We start from the raw sequence: 18,700 nt of genomic DNA, 5'->3' as shown, positions 1-18,700 counted from the left end.
TGATGCGAATAGTCTCGCCCGAGCGGATCGCCGGGATGCGCTCATATCTACCAGATGAGCGAAATTAGCGCAAGATGTCTCCGCAGCCTCCCCGCATCACCAGCGAGCAGATGCGCGCCGCCCGCGGCCTGCTGCGCTGGAGCCAACACGACCTCGCCACCCATTCCGGCGTCTCCGTCGCCACCATCAAGCGCATGGAATCGGAAACCGGCCCGCTCGGCGGCTACCAGATGACGGCGAACACGCTCCGGCGGACGTTCGAGGATGCGGGGGTGGAGTTTATCGGGGAGAACGGGGGCGGGGTGGGGGTGCGGTTTCGGGAGAGGGGGTGAGCAGCACGCAACGTGTCATCCCCGGCCGGAGCACGCGTAGCGTGCGGAGGGGAAGGGACCCAGCACAGGAAGACGCGTGCGTCAGCACGCTCCTGCGCCGCCGTCCAGGCGGCTCGTCGCCGCCAGCAAGTGCTTGCTGCGCAAGCAATTTTCGCGCTGGGTCCCCTTCCCCTCCGCCGCTGCGCGGCTCCGGCCGGGGATGACACCGGGGGCGCTTTCCACGCCTCACCACGGCTCGAGGTCGTTCCAGCCCGGATTACCCGCCTCGATGAGCTTGATCTTCCACGCCCGGTTCCAGCCCTTGAGCTGCTTCTCCCGCGCGATCGCCTCGTTGATCTCGCTATAGGTCTCGAAATAGACGAGATCGATCACGCGGTACTTGCGGGTGAACCCCGGCACGGCGAGCGCCTTGTGTTCTCCCATGCGGCGGACGAGATCGCTCGTCACGCCAATATAGAGCGTGCCGTTGCGCCGGCCGGCCAGCATGTAGACGAAGTATACGGACATCGTGCGCCCCGCAGCTGCTCCGTCGATTTTCGACAGAGCGTGGAGCGTCGCAATCCGGCATTCTACGATCACGCAGCGCGCGCAAACGTGTCATCCCCGGCCGGAGCACGCAAAGCGTGCGGAGGGGAAGGGGACCCAGCACAGGAAGACGCGTGCGTCAGCACGCTCCTGCGCCGCCGTCCAGGCGGCTGGTCGCCGCCAGCAAGTGCTTGCTGCGCAGCCAATTTTTGCGCTGGGTCCCCTTCCCCTCCGCCGCTTCGCGGCTCCGGCCGGGGATGACACGACCTACCCAAACCGCCTTCTCGCACTCGCCGTATGCTCCTTCAAAATCATCCCCGTCTCCGGGTCGACCTCCTTCATCAACACATCATACCCCCACAGATCCGCCAGGTGCTGCAGCGTCCGCCGCGCATCCGTCTCCTCTAGGGTGATGCGGTTGAGGACGTTGTGTTGGACGATCAGGCGGCGGTCGCCGGCGAGATCGACGTCGACGATCTGGATGTCGAGGTCGAGATAGGCGACGTCGTATTGGCGGGCGAGCGCGCGGCGCAGGCGCCGGTAGCCGCGCTCGTCGTGGATGGCCTCGACGTGGAGCTCGGGCTCGTCCTCGTCGTCGACGACGTGGAACAGCTTGAAGTGGCGCATCAGGCGCGGCGAGAGATATTGCAGGATGAAGCTTTCGTCGCGGTAATTCGCCCACACGTCGCGCAGGACCGCCATCGCGTCGCCCGTGCCGGCGATGTCCGGGAACCACTCGCGGTCCTCGGCCGAGGGGTCGGTGACGATGCGCTCGATGTCCTGCATCATGGCGAAGCCGAGCGCGTAGGGGTTGAAGCCCGAGAAATGCGGCTGGTCGAAGGTCGGCTGGTAGACGACGTTCGTGTGCGAGCGCAGGAATTCGAGCATCGCGCCGTCCGAGATGCGGCCCTCTTCGTGCAGCCGCGTCATGATCTTGTAATGGACGAAGGTGGCGCAGCCCTCGTTCATCACCTTGGTCTGGCCCTGCGGGTAGAAATATTGCGCGATGAGGCGCACGATGCGCAGGATCTCGCGCTGCCAAGGCGCGAGTTTGGGCGCGGTCTTCTCGAGGAAGTAGAGCAGGTTCTCCTGCGGCAATTGCAGGAGCGCGCGCCGGCGCATCAGGTCCGCGTCGTCGGGCGCGCTGCGCTCCTTCGTCGGGACCGTGCGCCAGAGGTCGTTGTACATCTGCTCCTCGTGGAGCCGCCGCTCGTGCTCGCGCCGCTCCTCCGAGCGCAGATCCGGCCGCGCCTTCCGCGGATAGCGGTGGACCGCCTGGCCCATCAGCGCGTGCGCGGCGTCGAGCACCTGCTCGACCGGCCCGTGGCCGTAGCGCTCCTCGCAATCGGCGATGAAGCCCTTGGCGAATTCGAGATAATCGAGGATGCCGTCGGCATCGGTCCATTGCTTGAAGAGGTAGTTGTTCTTGAAGAAATGGTTGTGGCCGAACGCCGCGTGCGCGATGACGAGCGCCTGCATCGTCGCCGTGTTCTCCTCCATGATGTACGAGATGCACGGGTTCGAATTGATGACGATCTCGTAGGCGAGCCCCCGCATCCCCTTGCGGTAGGAGGCCTCGTGCGCAGCGAAATGCTTGCCGAAGGACCAGTGCTTGTAGAAGAGCGGCATGCCGATCGAGGAATAGGCGTCGAGCATCTGCTCGGCCGTGATCACCTCGATCTGGTTGGGGTAGACGTCGAGCCCGAGCCCCTCGACGCCGATCTCCTCGATCGCGTCGTACATCCGCTGGATGGTCGCGAAATCCCAGTCCGCCCCCTCGAACAGGAGGCCGCCACCACCGCTGGTCGCGGGGGTCACGAGGGGCGGACGGTCGCGGGTCACGAGGGACATGGGCTTGCTCCGCGGCCGATCAGGCCGTACGCGCGTCGCTCTTCTTCGAGAAGAGCTCGCGGAAGACGGGATAGATGTCGCGGCGGTGGCGGACCTTGCGCATCGCGATCTGGGCGCCGGCCGTGCGGGCGAGATCGTAGGTGCGCCACAGATCCGATTGCCGATAGCCGAAGCCCATCGGGCTGTCGTCCTCGCGGCCGACCTCGAGATAGGCGAAATACTGGCAGGCCGGCAGGATCTCCTGCGTGAGGAGATGGGCCGTCTTGGCGTTGTCCGACGAGGTGTTGTCGCCGTCGGAGGCCTGCGCGGCGTAGATGTTCCAGTCCTCCGGCCGGTAGCGCTCGCGCATGACGCGGATCATCTCCTCGAGCGCGGTCGAGACGACGGTGCCGCCGGTCTCCGGAGAGTAGAAGAACGTGTCCTCGTCGACCTCGGAGGCCTCGTGCGTGTGGCGGATGAAGACGATGTCCACGTGTTTGTAGCGTCGCTTCAGGAAGAGGTAGAGCAGCGTGAAGAAGCGCTTGGCCAGATCCTTCATGTGCTCGGTCATCGAGCCCGAGACGTCCATGAGGCAGAACATCACCGCCTGCGCGACCGGCCGCGGCGTCGCCTCCGAGCGGCGATAGCGCAGGTCGATCGGGTCGATCCAGGGGATCGCGCGCGTGCGCGTGCGCATCCGGGCGAGCTCCTCGCGCGCCTCCTCGAGCCGGACGGGATCGTCCCCCTCCCGCTCGAGCGCCTCGATCTCCGCCTCGAGCGCGGCGATCGCGTCCGCGCGCGGGCGGCGCAGCGCGATGCGGCGCGACAGGGAGTTGCGCATCGTGCGCGTCACCGCGAGATTGGCCGGCGAGCCGGTCACCGAGAAGCCGGCGCGCCGCCAGCTCACCTGCTCGGTCGTCGCGAGCTTACGCTTGGCGAGATCGGGGAGCTCCAGATCCTCGAGGAAGAGGTCGACGAATTCCTCGTGGGAGAGCGCGAAGCGGAAATCGTCCTCGCCCTCGCCGCCGGGCGAGCCCTGAGAGCCGCCGCCGCCGGCCCCGCCGGGCGGGCGCGGGATGCGCTCGCCCTCGACGTAGTCCTTGTTGCCGGGCAACAGGTGGTCGCGAATGCCGCCCTCGGAGGAGCGGCGCAGACGCGGCTCGCGCACCCCGTCGAGCGGGATCGAGACCTCCCCGCCCGCCTCGAGATCCTTGATGCTGCGCTCCTTCGAGCTCTCGCGAACGGCCCGCTTCACCAAAGCCTTCGCCCGGCGCAGAAAGCGCTGGCGGTTCGCGAGACTCTTGCCGCCCGGATTGAGGCGGCGGTCGACGATATACATCAAGGCGCCTCTTCGCTCGCGGGCCTCCCGATCAGCCCGCCTGCTTCACGCGCATGTACCATTCCACCAGGCGTCGTACCTGGCGCTCCGTGTAGCCGCGCTCGGTCATGCGGTCCACGAAATCGGAATGCTTCTTCTCGGTCTCCGAATCCTTCTTGGAGCCGAAGGAGATCACCGGCAGGAGCTCCTCCACCTGGCTGAACATGCGCCGCTCGATGACCTCGCGCAACTTCTCGTACGAGGTCCAGGACGGGTTCTTGCCGCCGTGGCTCGCCCGCGAGCGCAGAGCGAACTTCACCACCTCGTTGCGGAAATCCTTCGGGTTGGCGATGCCCGCCGGCTTTTCGATCTTCGTCAGCTCCTGGTTGAGGAGCTCGCGGTTGAGGAGCTGGCCGGTGTCCGGATCCTTGAAGTCCTGATCCTCGATCCAGGCATCCGCGTAGTCGACATAGCGGTCGAACAGGTTCTGCCCGTAATCGTGGTAGGATTCGAGATAGGCCTTTTGGATCTCGTTGCCGATGAACTCGGCGTAGCGCGGCGCGAGCTCGGCCTTGATGAACTCGATATAGCGCTTCTCCGTCTCGTCCGGCAATTGCTCGCGGCGCACCGTCTGTTCGAGCACGTACATGAGGTGCACCGGATCGGCGGCGATCTCGGTCGTGTCGTGGTTGAAGGTCGCGGCGAGCACCTTGAAGGCGAAGCGGGTGGACACGCCGTCCATGCCCTCGTCGACGCCGGCCGCGTCGCGATATTCCTGGATGGAGCGCGCCCGCGGATCGACCTCCTTGAGGCTCTCGCCGTCGTAGACGCGCATCTTGGAATAGATGTTCGAGTTCTCGTGCTCGCGCAGCCGCGAGAGCACCGCGAAGCGCGCCAGCATGTCGAGCGTGCTCGGCGCGCAGGGGGCCTCGGCGAGTTCGGAGGTGCGGATCAGCTTGTCGTAGATCTTCGTCTCCTCGGTGACCCGCAGGCAATAGGGCACCTTGATGACGTAGATGCGGTCGATGAAGGCCTCGTTGTTCTTGTTCGTGCGGAAGCTCTGCCACTCGGCCTCGTTCGAATGCGCGAGGATGATGCCCTGGAAGGGGATCGCGCCGATGTTCTCGGTGCCGACGTAATTGCCCTCCTGCGTCGCCGTCAGCAGCGGGTGGAGCATCTTGATCGGCGCCTTGAACATCTCGACGAATTCGAGCACGCCCTGGTTCGCGCGGTTGAGCCCGCCCGAATAGGAATACGCGTCGGGGTCGTTCTGCGAGAGCGTCTCCAGCTTGCGGATGTCGACCTTGCCGACGAGCGAGGAGATGTCCTGGTTGTTCTCGTCGCCGGGCTCGGTCTTGGCGATGGAGATCTGGCGCAGGCGCGAGGGGTTGATCTTCACCACCTTGAAGCGCGAGATGTCGCCGCCGAACTCGTCGAGCCGCTTGAGCGCCCAGGGGCTCATCAGCCCGGTGAGGCGCCGGCGCGGGATGCCGTAGCGGTCCTCGATCCCCTCGCCCATCCGCTCGGGGTCGAACAGGCCGAGCGGGCTCTCGAACACCGGCGAGAGCTCGTTGCCCGCCTTCAGCACGTAGACCGGGTGCACCTCCATCAGCGCCTTGAGCCGCTCGGCGAGCGACGACTTGCCGCCGCCGACGGGCCCGAGCAGGTAGAGGATCTGCTTGCGCTCCTCGAGCCCCTGCGCCGCGTGGCGGAAGAAGGACACGATCCGCTCGATCGTCTCCTCCATGCCGTAGAACTCGGCGAAGGCCGGGTAGATGCGGATCGTGCGGTTCATGAAGATGCGCCCGAGCCGCGGATCCTTCGCGGTGTCGACCATCTCCGGCTCGCCGATCGCCGCGAGGATGCGCTCGGGCGCGCTCGCGTACATCATCGGATCGGATTTGCACCCTTCGAGATAGTCCATCAGGGACATCTCGGTCTCGCGCCGCCGATCGTACATCTGCGCGAAGGTGGTGAAGAGGTCGTCGTTAGGATACATGGCCGCTCGCCTCGCCCCGTCGTCCCAATCTCGATAGTGAACCCCCGAACTGCGCCGAAGGTTGCCGGGAGAATGCGGCCAAGGCTCGACCGTTTGTCGCGCCCCGCCACGGTGCGACAAGCTCGCCGAACCGGAAGGCCGCAGCCACTCGCGACTCGCTCACATGCGTGAGTGTGACAGAGACCCGGCCGACTTGCATCCGCTTCACAGCGGATGCGGCGATTATGGCCAGGCTCGACGCCACCCCCGACATGCTCGCACCCGCAGAAGCAAGAGACGTACCTCGCGGGCGGTCGCGCGCCGTCGCAATTCGGCTACACTCGCGCGCCAACCCGCACCTCGGCGCGCCGGTCCGCGCGCCGCCGCAGAAGAACGAAAGCCTCCACGTCCCGTCATGCGCGCCGCCGTCACCCCCGTTCTCGCCCTCCTCCTCGCCGTGATCCTGCTCACCGCCGGCTCCGGCCCGCTCGGCACCGTGGTCAGCGTGCGGCTCGAAGCCGCGGAGGCCTCCACCCTCGTGATCGGCCTCGTGATGGCCGCCTATTTCCTGGGTCTGACGCTCGGCTCGCTCCTCTCCTTCCGGGTGGTGAAGGCGGTCGGCCACGTCCGCGCCTTCGCCGCCTTCGCCGCCGTCATGGCGGTGGGCGCGCTCGCCTATCCGATCCTCGTCGATCCCCTCCCCTGGTCGCTCAACCGGCTGATCCAGGGCTTCTGCATGGCCGGCCTGTTCGTGTGCATCGAGAGCTGGCTCAACGATTCGGCGACCGCCGAGAACCGCGGCACGCTGCTCGCGATCTACATGACCTGCCTCTATTTCGCGCAAGGCGCGGGGCAATTCGTGCTGAACGTGCCGGACCCCTCCGGCTACCTCATCTTCGTCCTCGTCGCGATCACGATGACGCTCGCGGTCGTGCCCGTCGCGATGAGCCCGCGCGCGCCGCCGATGCTGCCGAACGTCGTCTCGCTGAGCTTCCGGCGGCTGTGGGAGGCCTCGCCGCTCGGCATCTTCGGCTGTCTCTCCTCGGGGCTGATCCTCGGCGCCTTCTACGGGCTCGGTCCGATCTACGCCTCGGGCGCGGGGCTCGACCTGTCGCAGACGGCGACCTTCATGAGCGCGGTGATCTTCGGCGGCGTGCTGCTGCAATGGCCGCTCGGGCGGATCTCGGATCTCTACGATCGTCGCCTCGTCATCGTCTGGGTGATCGTGGCGCTGACGGTGGCGAGCCTCGCGATGATCGGCGCGCCCGCGCTCGGCTTCCCCGCGATGGTGGCGCTCGGCGCTCTGTTCGGGGGTATCGGCTTCGTCGCCTATCCCCTGTGCGTCGCGCACACGAACGACCATCTCGCGCGCGAGGAGCGGGTCGGCGCCTCGGGCGGGCTCGTGCTCGCCTATTCGGTCGGCGCCACCGCGGGCCCGCCGCTCGCGGCCGGCGTGATGCAGGGGATCGGCCCGGCCGGGCTGTTCGTGTTCTGCGCGGGCGTCGCGGGCCTGTCGATCGTCTTCTGCGTGTGGCGCCTGCGCGCGCGCGGCCCCGTGCCGGCCGAGCGCCAGGGGCCGTTCCAGACGCTGCCGCGAACGACGCCGATCGCCGCTCCGCTCGATCCGCGCGGCGAGGAGGCGGTCGAGACGGTCCCGACCTTCTCCCACACCATCGCCGCCTTCGCCGCCGACGCCCTCGCCGCCCGCCCCGAGCCGGCGGACCCGGACCAGGGCGAGCTCGATTTCGCCGCCCATGGCGAGGACGAATCGCGCCGGGAGGACGCGCCGGCAGCCGCGGGGTCGTAGAGCGCGGCGTGGAGGCTGGCAGGCGGAGGATCTTCGACCTCTCACCCCTTCGGCAGCATCTCCTTCACGAGCGCGCTCGCGCGGGCGAAATCCATGCGGCCGGCATAGGCGCCGCGCAGGTGGCCGACGACCTTGCCCATGTCCTTCATGGTGGCGGCCCCGGTCTGCGCGATCGCGTCCTCGACGGCGGCGCGGGTCTCGGCCTCGTCGAGCTGCTTGGGCAGGAAGGAGGCGACGATCTCGGCCTCCTCGCGCTCGGCCGTCGCGAGCTCCTCGCGGCCGTTCTGCGCGTAGACCTCGGCGCTCTCCTGGCGCTGCTTGATCATCTTCTGGAGGAGGGCGAGGATCTCCTCGTCGGAGGCCGCCTCGCGGCCGGCGCCGCGGGCCTCGATGTCCTTGTCCTTGATCGCGGCCTGGATCATGCGCACGGTGCCGAGCTTGCGCTTGTCGCCGGCCTTCATCGCGTCCTTCATCTCGGTCGTGAAGCGCTCGCGCAGCAGCATCTGCATGTGGTGGTCCTCCTCGCTGTGGCGACCCGTTCGCCGTTGACCTTCGCGGCCACAACCCTTAACTCACCGATCGACAGCCGACCCGCGAGACCGACCGCGCGGCCGCCGCCCCGCGCGCCGGCCCGCACATAGCCGAGAACGAACCGATGTCGCAAGCCGATCCGAAGACCGCCTCCGGGTGGGAAGAGCCGACGCCGACCGCGATCCTCGTCTTGGCCGACGGGACCGTGCTCGAAGGCTACGGCATCGGAGCCGTGACCGAGAGCGCTGGCGAGGTCTGCTTCAACACGGCGATGACCGGCTACCAGGAGATCCTGACGGACCCCTCCTATGCCGGGCAGATCGTCACCTTCACCTTCCCCCATATCGGCAATGTCGGCACCAACGAGGAAGACACCGAGACGGTGAACGCCGCCGCCTCCTCGGGCGTGCGCGGCGTGGTGCTCGCCGCCCCGATCTCGGACCCGTCGAGCTGGCGCGCGAGCCGCGATTTCGACGCCTGGCTGAAGGCGCGCGGCATTCCGGGCATCAGCGGGATCGACACCCGCGCGCTGACGGCGCTCATCCGCGACAACGGCATGCCGAACGCCGTCCTCGCGCACGATCCCGAGGGACGCTTCGATATCGAGGCGTTGAAGGCGCGCGCCGCGACCCTGCCCTCGATGACGGGTCAGGACCTCGTGCCGCTGGTCGGCGCCGCGCAGCGCTACGAATGGGACGAGACGCCCTGGGAGCTCGGGCGCGGCTACGGTCGCCGGGCGACCGCGACGCGCCACGTCGTCGCGATCGATTACGGCGTCAAGCGCAACATCCTGCGCCTCCTCGCCCGCGCCGGCTGCAAGGTGACGGTGGTGCCGCCGACGACGCCCGCCGAGGAGATCCTCGCGCTCGCGCCCGACGGCGTCTTCCTCTCGAACGGCCCCGGCGATCCCGCGGCGACGGGGGAATACGCGGTGCCGACGATCCGCAAGCTCCTCGACGAGAAGGTGCCGACCTTCGGCATCTGCCTCGGCCACCAGATGCTCGGCCTCGCGATCGGCGCCAAGACCACCAAGATGATGCAGGGCCATCACGGCGCGAACCATCCGGTCAAGGACAAGACGACCGGCAAGGTCGAGATCGTGTCGATGAACCACGGCTTCGCGGTCGACACGGCGACGCTGCCGGCGAACGCGTCGGAGACTCACGTCTCGCTCTTCGACGGCTCGAATTGCGGCATCGCGCTCACCGACAAGCCCGCCTTCTCGGTCCAGTACCATCCGGAGGCCTCGCCGGGCCCACGCGACAGCCATTACCTCTTCGATCGCTTCGTCGAGATGATGGAGAAGCGCGAGCCGATCGCCTGATCCGGCGCCGGCCCGACCACGGCCACATCGCCGCCTTAACCGCTCGTTAACCATGATCGGACGACCCTCCTCGGGCCGGCGCAGGACGCGCCGGCCGCGAATCGCTTCAGGCCCGGAGTGACCGTCCATGAACGCGGGTGCCCTCGTCCGCTCGCTGGTGCTCGTCGCCGTCGGCGCCATCGCCGTCACCGCGCTCGCGCGGGCGCAGGCCGACGACGGCGACAAGCTGCGCGGGCAGCGGATCCTCGCCCAGAACTGCGCCGCCTGCCACGCGATCGGCCCCACCGGCGACAGCCCCGTCGCCGCCGCGCCCCCCTTGCGCGTGCTCGGACAGCGCTACCCCCTCGAGAGCCTCGAGGAGGCGCTCGGCGAAGGCATCCTCGTCGGCCACGACGGCCTCCCCCAGATGCCCGAATTCGTGTTCTCGCCCGAGGACATCGGCGACATCCTGGCTTATCTGGCGACGGTCCAGACGCAGGAGGGCGGGGGCTAGCGGACCCAATCCTTGCAGGTGCCTGCAGGGGTGATATATCTTCCGAACGATCGGAAGATTTGAGGGCCGTGGTGATCAGCGAAGCCGACATGCTCAAGACCTCGGAGGCCGCACTCGTGGCGGAGGTCGAATTGCGCGACGTCCATCGCCTGATCGACGAGCAGATCCTGCCCCAGGGCTTCGTCGGCACGAACGGATTGCGGCGCGTCCAGGCACTGGCCTGTCCGCTCATCGCCTTCTATTTCGAGACGGCCGACCGCCTCACGGCCGCGGAACGGCGCTCGGCCATCGTGACGATCACCCCGCGTTTGAGCCTGATCGCGTCGAGAGGCGGCCGAAGCGACGATCTGCGTCTTCGTGACGACTATCTCACGATCGATTTCAATCCCTTCTTCGCGAGAGCCGAACGCAACTTGGCGAGGCTCGGCGCGGCGCGCGATGCCATCGAGAGCGATCCTCATGTGCTCGGCGGCACGCCCGTCCTGAAGGGAACGCGCGTTCCGGTTCATGACGTCGCCGCATCTCTGGAGGCTGGCCTCAACGAGGATCGGATCCTCGAAGCCTACCCGAGCCTCACGCCGGAGATGCTCGACCTCTGCGTTCTTTATGCACAGGCAAACCCTTTGCGGGGTCGACCGCGCAGGGAGGGCCGCGTCGCGCCGGGCGCCGTCGTGATCGAGGATATCGCGGTGAAGAGGCGCGGCGCGGCCGGATGAAGCTTCTGATCGACGAATGCCTCAGCCCCAAGCTCGTCACGCGGGCCCGGGCCGAGGGGTTTTCCGGCTCGTCTCACATCGTCTGGCTGGGCTTGGCGGGACGAAAAGATTGGGAGCTCAAGACGGTCATCGTCGATGGTGATTGGACGTTCGTCACCAAGAACGCGATCGACTTCAGAGGCCCCGCCGAACGGCGGGGGAGCGGCGGGCAATACGCCGATTTGGCGCTCCATGCCGGTCACGTCTGCCTGAACGGTCCGGTCGGCATGGATCTGGATATGCAGCTGGAGCTGTTCGACGTTGCGCTCGAAAGGCTCGTTCGCGATCCGGACCTCGTCAACAGGGTGTTGGAGGTGACGCTGGCCGACGACGTCATCCACGTGCTGCGCTACGCCCTACCCGCGTGAGGCACGCCTGCGCATATCCCTCCCCGTAGGGGAGGGTGGCCTCCGAGCCGAAGGCGATGGAGGTCGGGTGGGGCCCGACGCTTGCAGAATGATCTCCGCGCCACGGGCCCCACCCGACCCCTTTCGCTTCGCTCAGGGGCCACCCTCCCCTCCGGGGAGGGATCACACCGCCGCCGCCACCGCCAACCCCGCGAACAGAATCAAGCCCGCGTCGCGGTTCGAGCGGAACAGCATCAGCGCGCGGGCGCCGTCCTTCGCGTCGAGGGTCGCCACCTGCCAGGCGAGGTGGGCGGCGAAGGCGAGAAGCGCGACGATCGCGAGCGGCGCGGGCGAGACGAGGGCGATCGCCCCGCCGATCAGGAGGGTGGCGAGGACGTAGCAGGCCGCCACCGCCTCGCGCACCCGCGCGCCGAACAGGCGGGCGGAGGACTTGATGCCGGCGATCTCGTCGTCCTCGATGTCCTGGAGCGCGTAGATCGTGTCGTAGCCCACCACCCAGGCGATGGTGCCGAGATAGAGGAGCACGGGCGCGAGCGACAAGGAGCCGAAGGCGGCCGCCCAGCCCATCAGGGCGCCCCAGGAGAAGCACAGGCCGAGCACCACCTGCGGCAGCCAGATCAACCGCTTCATGAAGGGATAGGCGAGCACGATCGCGACGGACGCGAAGCCGGTCGCGATCGCGAAGGGGTTGAACTGGAGGAGAACCGCCAAGCCCACCAGGCATTGCAGGGCGACGAAGGCGGCTGCGGCCTTCGCGCTCACGAGGCCCGAGGCGATCGGCCGATCGCGGGTGCGCGCGACGCGCGCGTCGAGATCGCGGTCGACGATGTCGTTGTAGGTCGAGCCCGCCCCGCGCATCGCCACCGCGCCGACGAGGAAGAGGGCGAGGTGCCACGGGTCCGGATAGGCAGCCGCCCCCGTCTCCCCCGCCGTGTGCAGCGCCGCGAGCGCCGCCGACCACCAGCACGGCAGGAGGAGAAGCCACCAGCCGATCGGCCGCTCGAGCCGGGCGAGGCGCGCGAAGGGCCGCGCGGCGAGTGGCACGAAGCGATCGGCCCAATGGCCGCGCACCGCGTCGGGCAGGCGCTTGTCGACGCCGGCGAGGAAGGAGAAGCGTCGACGGGGCACGTGCGTCAGAGCGCGCCCTGCGGAATCGGGAAGCGACCCGTGAGGCCGGGCCCGCCGAATTGCTGCTGCTCCTGCTGCTGGCGCGCCTGACGCTCCATCTGGTTCATCTGGGCGGCCGCGCGGCAGGCTTGCGTGCGCAGAGAGCCGACGCGCTCGTGGTCCTCGCGCATGTTCGTCGCGAAATCGTTGGGGATCTGGCACCAGGTCTGGTTCTCGTCGAGGAATTCGACGATGCGGCCGCCGTTCTCCTCGAGCGAGCGCAGAGCCGTGCAGGCCGGGCGCGGGTCGACGTCGTCGCTGCCGAGCGCGTTCAGACGATCGACGATCGTGCGGCGCTCCTCGAGGAGCGGGCCGATCGCCTGACAGGTGGGGTCCTGCGCCTGCGCCGCCACCGGCACGAAGGCGATCGCGAGCGCGAGCGCCGATCCGCAGACGAGCCGTCCGATCAAGCTGTGGTCCATCATCGCCCCGCGGTTCCCCCGCTCGTTTCGCACGCCCGGCGACGAGCCCGCCGGGCTTTTGCGCATTATCAGATCTCGCGCGCCCGCGCCAGAGCGCGATGGAGCGCGACGGAGCGGCACGACGGTGCGGCGGCCCGGAGGCGCGCCTTGCCCCCGCGCCGCGCGCGTGCTTTCGAGAGACCACGCGATCGTGGCGAAATTGCCGTGCCGCCGCCCGGCGCGCGCGGCGACGCATTTCGGGAGACGACCTTGGCCGCCTACGACTTCGACGCCCCGCGCCTCTTCCTCGACGCCCCCCTCGCCAAGGGCAACCGGCTCGGGCTCGACCGGGCGCAGGCGAACTACCTCCTCAACGTCCTGCGGCTCGGCCCCGGCGCCGACGTCCTCGTCTTCAACGGACGCGACGGCGAATGGCGCACGCAGGTCCAGCCGGAGGGCCGCAAGGCCGCGAGCCTGCTCGCGCTCGAGGAGACCCGCCCCCAGACGCCGCCCTCCGAGCTCCTCTACCTGTTCGCGCCCCTCAAGCACGCGCGGCTCGACTACATGGCCCAGAAGGCGGTCGAGATGGGCGCGGGCAGCCTGCGCCCCGTGCTCACGCGCCGCACGCAGGCCGGGCGGATCAATCTCGACCGGCTGCGCGCGAACGCGATCGAGGCGGCCGAGCAATGCGGCATCCTCGCCATTCCCGAGATCGCGGCGGAGGAGAAGCTCGAGCCCGCGCTCGCGGCGATTCCGGCGAGCCACCTCCTCGTCTTCTGCGACGAGGACGCGCCGATCGCGGATCCGCTCGCCGCGCTCGCCGCCGCGCCGCCCGGCCCCTGCGCCGTCCTGATCGGCCCCGAGGGCGGCTTCGACCCTGCCGAGCGGGACCTGCTCCTGTCGCGCGAGCGCATCGTGCGCCTCTCGCTCGGCCCCCGCATCCTGCGCGCCGACACGGCGGCGGTCGCGGCGCTCGCTGTGGTGCAGGCGGCGCGGGGGGATTGGCGGGGGTGAGGAGAGGTCAAATCTCCAGCGGAATGTCGGGATCGACGGTTCCTTGGAGAGCGGCGAAGACACGGCGGAATCGATCTTCGGCCTCACGACGTTCATCGACGGCGGCGGGCTCGTCGGGCGAGCGCCCCTCGGCGGCGCACGTTTCGAGATAATCGTCCACGGCTCGCTTAAATGCGACACGCAATCCGCGTGCGTCTGGAGCCGCGCAAGAAACGAGGTCTCGAGCGAGTTCGACTTTCCCGAAGAATACCTCGTCCTCGGCGCTGTACTCGGCCGAACCGACATAGCCACGATGTTCCAGCTTGGTGGTCATGTCGATCCAAACTTCTGAGATCGAGAATAGCCGGACCGTTGAGAATGCACAACCATCTGGTGGTAGTTCTATTTACCACGCCCCCCCATCAACCGCGCCGCATACCGCGCCATCAGATCCACCTCCAGATTCACCCGGTCCCCCGCCGCGCGCTCGCCGAAGGTCGTCACCGCGAGCGTGTGCGGGATGAGGAGGACGGAGAAGGCGTCGCCGTCGACGGAATTGACGGTCAGCGACACGCCGTCGAGGCTCACCGAGCCCTTCTCGGCGATGAAGCGCGAGAGCGCGGGCGGGGCGGCGATGTCGAAACGAGCGGTCGCGCCCCAACCGGTCTCCTCGGGCGTGACCTCGGTGCGGGCGAGGATCTCGGCCACGCCGTCGACATGGCCGGTGACGATGTGGCCGCCGAGCTCGTCGCCGATCTTGAGCGAGCGCTCGAGGTTGATCCGCGCCCCCTCCCGCCATTGCCCGACCGTCGTGCGCGCGAGCGTCTCCGCGCCGACGTCGACGGCAAACCACATGTCGCCCGCCGCGCCGCCCGTCTCGACCACCGTGAGGCAGGGGCCCGAACAGGCGATCGAGGCGCCGATCGCGATCGTGTGGGGATCGTCCGCGCAGGCGATGACGAGGCGTCGCTGGTCGGCGCGATCCTCGGTGCGGACGACGCGGCCGACGCCGCCGACGATACCGGTGAACATCAGGCGATCCTCTCGTAGATCTGGAACCGGTCGGGCCCGGCATTCTCCTCGCCGACGAGGCGCAGGCGGCGCGCGAGCGCCTCGCCGAGGGCGGGGCCGACCGCCCGGTGACCCGGCGCGCCGAGCGTGTGCGGCGCGGTGACGATCGCCGCCTCGTCGACGAGATCGGCCTCCGCGAGCGCCTCGGCGAGCACCGGCCCGCCCTCGCAGAAGACGCGGGTGATGCCGCGCGCGGCCAAGAGGCGCAAGGCCTCGTCGAGCCGCACCCGGCCGTGGGGGTCCGCGCCCACCCGCATCACCTCGATTCCCGCCGCGACAAGCCGGCGCTCGGCCTCGACCGGCGCGCCGATCGTGGTGACGATCCAGGTCGGCGGCGCACCCGCGCTCGTGACGAGGCTCGCGTCGAGGGGAAGCGCCAGCGCGCTGTCGACGACGACCCGCACCGGCGAGCGATGTTCGAGGCCCGGCAGGCGCACGGTCAACCGCGGATCGTCCGCGAGCACCGTGCCGAGCCCCACGAGAATCGCGTCCGCATGGGCGCGCATCAGGTGGACGCGGGCATTGGCGAGGGCGCCGGTGATCATCAGCCGCTCGTTCGAGGCGGCCGCCGCGAAGCCGTCGGCGGTCCGGGCGAGCTTGAGGAGGACGCTCGGGCGGCTCTGGGTCACCCGCATCACGTGCCCGCGATGCGCGCGCGCCGCGTCCGCCTCGCCGATCCCCGCGCTCACCGCGAGCCCGGCCTGGCGCAGGAGCGCGCCGCCGCGCCCGGCGACCCGCGGATCGGGATCGGCCAGCGCGTAGACGACCCGCGTCAGCCCCGCCGCGATCACCGCCTCGGCGCAGGGCGGCGTCTTGCCGTGATGCGAGCAGGGCTCGAGCGTGACGTAGATCGTCGCGCCGCGCGCGAGCGGGCCCGCCGCGTCGATCGCCACGCGCTCGGCATGCGGTCGCCCGCCGGGCTGCGTGACGCCGCGGGAGACGACGACCGCCCTCCCCTCCTCGTGGCGCACGATCACCGCTCCGACGGACGGGTTCGGCCAGGTGAGCCCGAGATTGCGCGCGCCGACGGCGAGCGCGCTCTCCATGAAGCGACGGTCCTCGCGCGCCCGCGCCTCGCCGGAGATATCGCCGCCGCTCATGGGGCGCCGGGCTCGGCCGCGTCCGCCGAAGCCTCGCCGTCCGCGCTCGGCACCGCGCGCGCGGCCTGCCCGAGACCGACGAGGAGCTCCTCGAAATCCTTCGGCTCGCGGAAATTCTTGTAGACGGAGGCGAAGCGGACATAGGCGACGTCGTCGAGCGCCTTGAGCCCCTCCATCACGAGCGCGCCGACCGCGTCCGACGTGACGTCCGTCTCGCCCGAGGATTCGAGCTGGCGCACGATGCCGTTGATCATCCGCTCGACGCGCACCGGATCGACCTCGCGCTTGCGCAAAGCCACGTCGATCGAGCGCTGCAGCTTGTCGCGGTCGAAGGGCACGCGCTTGCCCGAGCGCTTGACGACGAAGAGCTCGCGCAGCTGCACCCGCTCGAACGTCGTGAAGCGCCCTCCGCAATCGGGGCAGACGCGCCGGCGCCGGATCGCGGCCGAATCCTCCGCCGGCCGCGAATCCTTCACCTGCGTGTCGAGGCTCCCGCAATAGGGGCAGCGCATGTCGGTCGCGCGCTCCTCAGGCGTAGATCGGGAAACGGCGGGTGAGCGCGTGGACGCGCTCGCGCACCGCGGCCTCGGCGGCCGCATTGCCCTCCTCGCCGCTCGCCGCGAGACCGTCGAGCGTGTCGACGACGAGGCGCCCCACCTCCTGGAACTCGGCGACCCCGAAGCCGCGGGTGGTGCAGGCCGGGGTGCCGAGCCGCACGCCCGAGGTCACCATCGGCTTCTCGGGATCGAAGGGCACGCCGTTCTTGTTGCAGGTGATGTGCGCGCGCGTCAGCGCCGCCTCCGCCGCCTTGCCGGTGAGCTTCTTCGGCCGCAGGTCGACGAGCATCAGGTGGTTGTCGGTCCCGCCCGTCGTGATGGCGAAGCCGCCGTCCTGGATCACCCGCGCCATGGCGCGCGCATTGTCGACGATCGCCTGCGCGTAGAGCTTGAACTCGGGCCGCAGCGCCTCGCCGAAGGCGACGGCCTTGGCCGCGATCACGTGCATGAGCGGCCCGCCCTGGAGGCCCGGGAAGACGGCGGAGTTGAACTTCTTGGCGAGATCCTCCTCGTTCGTGAGGATCATGCCGCCGCGCGGGCCGCGCAGGGTCTTGTGGGTCGTCGTCGTCGCGACATGCGCGTGCGGGAACGGCGAGGGATGCGAGCCGCCCGCGACGAGGCCGGCGAAATGCGCCATGTCGACGAGGAAATAGGCGCCCACCGCGTCCGCGATCGCGCGGAAGCGGGCGAAGTCCCAATGGCGCGGATAGGCCGAGCCGCCGGCGATGATCAGCTTGGGCTTGGCCTCGTGGGCGAGGCGCTCGACCTCGTCCATGTCGATGAGCTGGTCCTCGCGGCGCACGTTGTAGGGCACGACGTTGAACCACTTGCCCGAGACGTTGACCGGCGCGCCGTGGGTGAGATGCCCGCCCGCCGCGAGATCGAGGCCCATGAAGGTGTCGCCGGGCTTCATCAGCGCCATGAACACCGCCTGGTTCGCCTGGCTGCCGGAATTGGGCTGCACGTTGGCGAAGCGGCAGTCGAACAGCTTGCAGGCGCGCTCGATCGCGAGGCTCTCGGCGATGTCGACGAACTGGCAGCCCGCGTAGTAGCGCCGGCCGGGATAGCCCTCGGCGTATTTGTTCGTCATCACCGAGCCCTGCGCCTCGAGCACGGCGCGGGAGACGATGTTCTCGGAGGCGATCAGCTCGATCTCGAGGCGCTGGCGACCGAGCTCGGCCTCGATGGCGCGCGCGATCTCGGGATCGGCGTCGGCGAGGCCGGCATTGAAGAAGGAATTGGACAGGTGGGTGGCGCCGCTCATCGCTTCACCTCGGAGCGCCCCGAGAGCAAGGCGCGCCGCGACGGGGCTCGATCGAGACGCGCGGAGGGCGCGCGACACGCCCCGGATCGATGCCGCGCTCTAGCACGCGCGGGACGCGGGCGCAAAGGCCGATAGTGTCGCGTGAACGGGCGGCGCTTGCCGGACGGGGCGCGCTCGCCTATCACCGAGCGTTCGCGAGAAGGCAGCCTCCGGATGAACGCGACCGACCGCCCCGGCGAGGACGACCTCATCGCCCGCTTCTTCCGCCCGATCGCGGGCGCGGACGGGCTCGGGCTGCGCGACGACGCGGCGCGGCTCGTGCCCGGCGCGGACACGGAGCTCGTGGTGACGACAGATGCGATCGTCGCCGGCGTGCACTTCTTCCCCGACGACCCTCCCCAATCGATCGCCCGCAAGGCGCTGGGCGTCAACCTGTCGGATCTCGCCGCCAAGGGGGCGCGGCCGCGCGGCTTCGTGCTCACGATCGCGCTGCCGGACGATTGGAAAGCGCCCTGGCTCGGCGCCTTCGCGGAGGCGCTCGGCGAGGCGGCGGCGTCGCACGGCTGCCCCTTGATCGGCGGCGACACGGTGCGCACGCCCGGCCCGTTCCTCGTCTCGATCACCGCCTTCGGCGAGACGACGCGCGGGGCGATGGTCACCCGTTTCGCGGCGCGCCCCGGCGACCGGATCTGCGTCACCGGCACGATCGGCGACGCGGCGCTCGGGCTCGCGCTGCGGCTCGACCCCGGCGCGGCCTGGACCCGCGGGCTCGCGCTCGACGCGCGCCTGCATCTCACCGACCGCTATCTGCATCCGCAGCCGCGGCTTGCCGCGGCGCGGGCGGTGGGGGCGGCGGGGGGGGCGGGGGAGGGGGGGAGCGGGGGGG

Annotated in this window: 19 protein-coding genes and 1 pseudogene; 8 read left to right on the top strand and 12 right to left on the bottom strand. The window is 69.4% G+C overall.

Annotated elements, in window-relative coordinates:
* Window positions 1-74 precede the first annotated feature (74 nt).
* Window positions 75-332 carry a multiprotein-bridging factor 1 family protein gene (locus ACK4UM_RS06090; RefSeq protein WP_409796869.1) on the top strand — a complete coding sequence of 86 codons (258 nt, stop codon included), beginning with the start codon at window positions 75-77 and terminating at the stop codon, window positions 330-332.
* Window positions 333-557: 225 nt separating this feature from the next.
* On the opposite strand, the gene ACK4UM_RS06085 is transcribed toward ACK4UM_RS06090, so the two are convergent.
* The 4 genes from ACK4UM_RS06085 to ACK4UM_RS06070 all read right to left on the bottom strand — a co-directional run bounded on the left by ACK4UM_RS06085 (window position 558) and on the right by ACK4UM_RS06070 (window position 6,004).
* Window positions 558-839, bottom strand: coding sequence for a GIY-YIG nuclease family protein (locus tag ACK4UM_RS06085; protein WP_409796867.1), 282 nt, complete (start codon window positions 837-839; stop codon window positions 558-560).
* Between the two features lie 285 nt (window positions 840-1,124).
* Window positions 1,125-2,708, bottom strand: coding sequence for a SpoVR family protein (locus tag ACK4UM_RS06080; RefSeq protein ID WP_409796865.1), 1,584 nt, complete (start codon window positions 2,706-2,708; stop codon window positions 1,125-1,127).
* Between the two features lie 19 nt (window positions 2,709-2,727).
* Window positions 2,728-4,026 (bottom strand): YeaH/YhbH family protein, encoded by a 1,299-nt coding sequence (locus ACK4UM_RS06075; protein ID WP_409796863.1) that lies wholly within the window; start codon window positions 4,024-4,026, stop codon window positions 2,728-2,730.
* Between the two features lie 31 nt (window positions 4,027-4,057).
* A complete protein-coding gene (locus tag ACK4UM_RS06070) occupies window positions 4,058-6,004 on the bottom strand; it encodes a PrkA family serine protein kinase (RefSeq protein ID WP_409796861.1) in 1,947 nt (648 codons plus the stop codon).
* 394 nt (window positions 6,005-6,398) lie between these two features.
* On the opposite strand from ACK4UM_RS06070, the gene ACK4UM_RS06065 reads away from it, so the two are divergent.
* Window positions 6,399-7,790 (top strand): MFS transporter, encoded by a 1,392-nt coding sequence (locus tag ACK4UM_RS06065; RefSeq protein ID WP_409796859.1) that lies wholly within the window; start codon window positions 6,399-6,401, stop codon window positions 7,788-7,790.
* A 41-nt stretch (window positions 7,791-7,831) separates the two neighbouring features.
* Here ACK4UM_RS06065 and ACK4UM_RS06060 read toward each other — a convergent pair whose 3' ends face one another.
* Entirely contained in the window at window positions 7,832-8,290 is a 459-nt protein-coding gene (locus ACK4UM_RS06060; RefSeq protein WP_409796896.1) for a GatB/YqeY domain-containing protein, read from the bottom strand.
* A 155-nt stretch (window positions 8,291-8,445) separates the two neighbouring features.
* Here ACK4UM_RS06060 and carA point away from each other — a divergent pair, with 155 nt between their 5' ends.
* The 4 genes from carA (at window position 8,446) to ACK4UM_RS06040 (ending at window position 11,261) form a co-directional block, all read left to right on the top strand.
* The gene (gene carA, locus ACK4UM_RS06055; RefSeq protein ID WP_409796857.1) at window positions 8,446-9,645 is read left to right on the top strand and encodes a glutamine-hydrolyzing carbamoyl-phosphate synthase small subunit; all 1,200 of its coding nucleotides are present in this window, start codon (window positions 8,446-8,448) and stop codon (window positions 9,643-9,645) included.
* A 127-nt stretch (window positions 9,646-9,772) separates the two neighbouring features.
* Window positions 9,773-10,138, top strand: coding sequence for a c-type cytochrome (locus ACK4UM_RS06050; RefSeq protein ID WP_409796855.1), 366 nt, complete (start codon window positions 9,773-9,775; stop codon window positions 10,136-10,138).
* 71 nt (window positions 10,139-10,209) lie between these two features.
* A complete protein-coding gene (locus tag ACK4UM_RS06045; RefSeq protein WP_409796853.1) occupies window positions 10,210-10,854 on the top strand; it encodes a DUF433 domain-containing protein in 645 nt (214 codons plus the stop codon).
* Window positions 10,851-11,261 (top strand): DUF5615 family PIN-like protein, encoded by a 411-nt coding sequence (locus ACK4UM_RS06040; protein WP_409796851.1) that lies wholly within the window; start codon window positions 10,851-10,853, stop codon window positions 11,259-11,261. Before ACK4UM_RS06045 ends, ACK4UM_RS06040 begins: the two co-directional genes overlap by 4 nt.
* 162 nt (window positions 11,262-11,423) lie before the next feature.
* On the opposite strand, the gene ubiA is transcribed toward ACK4UM_RS06040, so the two are convergent.
* Entirely contained in the window at window positions 11,424-12,389 is a 966-nt protein-coding gene (ubiA, locus tag ACK4UM_RS06035) for a 4-hydroxybenzoate octaprenyltransferase (protein ID WP_409796849.1), read from the bottom strand.
* 5 nt (window positions 12,390-12,394) lie between these two features.
* Entirely contained in the window at window positions 12,395-12,853 is a 459-nt protein-coding gene (locus ACK4UM_RS06030; RefSeq protein WP_409796847.1) for a hypothetical protein, read from the bottom strand.
* Window positions 12,854-13,099: 246 nt separating this feature from the next.
* Here ACK4UM_RS06030 and ACK4UM_RS06025 point away from each other — a divergent pair, with 246 nt between their 5' ends.
* On the top strand, window positions 13,100-13,843 hold the full coding sequence (locus ACK4UM_RS06025) for a 16S rRNA (uracil(1498)-N(3))-methyltransferase (RefSeq protein WP_409796845.1): 744 nt from the start codon (window positions 13,100-13,102) through the stop codon (window positions 13,841-13,843).
* Between the two features lie 7 nt (window positions 13,844-13,850).
* Here ACK4UM_RS06025 and ACK4UM_RS06020 read toward each other — a convergent pair whose 3' ends face one another.
* From ACK4UM_RS06020 to glyA, 5 genes are all read right to left on the bottom strand, one after another.
* On the bottom strand, window positions 13,851-14,156 hold the full coding sequence (locus ACK4UM_RS06020; protein WP_409796843.1) for a hypothetical protein: 306 nt from the start codon (window positions 14,154-14,156) through the stop codon (window positions 13,851-13,853).
* 68 nt (window positions 14,157-14,224) lie between these two features.
* Entirely contained in the window at window positions 14,225-14,854 is a 630-nt protein-coding gene (locus tag ACK4UM_RS06015) for a riboflavin synthase (protein ID WP_409796841.1), read from the bottom strand.
* Complete coding sequence (gene ribD / locus ACK4UM_RS06010; RefSeq protein ID WP_409796839.1) at window positions 14,854-15,993, bottom strand: bifunctional diaminohydroxyphosphoribosylaminopyrimidine deaminase/5-amino-6-(5-phosphoribosylamino)uracil reductase RibD; 1,140 nt, start codon at window positions 15,991-15,993, stop codon at window positions 14,854-14,856. Before ribD ends, ACK4UM_RS06015 begins: the two co-directional genes overlap by 1 nt.
* Window positions 15,990-16,505, bottom strand: a complete 516-nt coding sequence (gene nrdR / locus ACK4UM_RS06005; protein WP_409796837.1) for a transcriptional regulator NrdR — start codon at window positions 16,503-16,505, stop codon at window positions 15,990-15,992. The genes ribD and nrdR overlap by 4 nt, the downstream gene beginning before the upstream one ends.
* 16 nt (window positions 16,506-16,521) lie before the next feature.
* On the bottom strand, window positions 16,522-17,814 hold the full coding sequence (glyA, locus tag ACK4UM_RS06000; RefSeq protein ID WP_409796835.1) for a serine hydroxymethyltransferase: 1,293 nt from the start codon (window positions 17,812-17,814) through the stop codon (window positions 16,522-16,524).
* 213 nt (window positions 17,815-18,027) lie between these two features.
* Between glyA and thiL the strand changes: the two are divergent.
* Window positions 18,028-18,700: pseudogene (thiL, locus tag ACK4UM_RS05995) on the top strand (thiamine-phosphate kinase); the annotation flags it as partial.

Origin of the sequence: Salinarimonas sp. (genome assembly GCF_046292825.1) — a bacterium.
GTDB lineage: Bacteria > Pseudomonadota > Alphaproteobacteria > Rhizobiales > Beijerinckiaceae > Salinarimonas.
The sequence above is the reverse complement of the archived record's forward strand: the minus strand, read 5'-3'. Positions and strand labels throughout refer to the sequence as shown.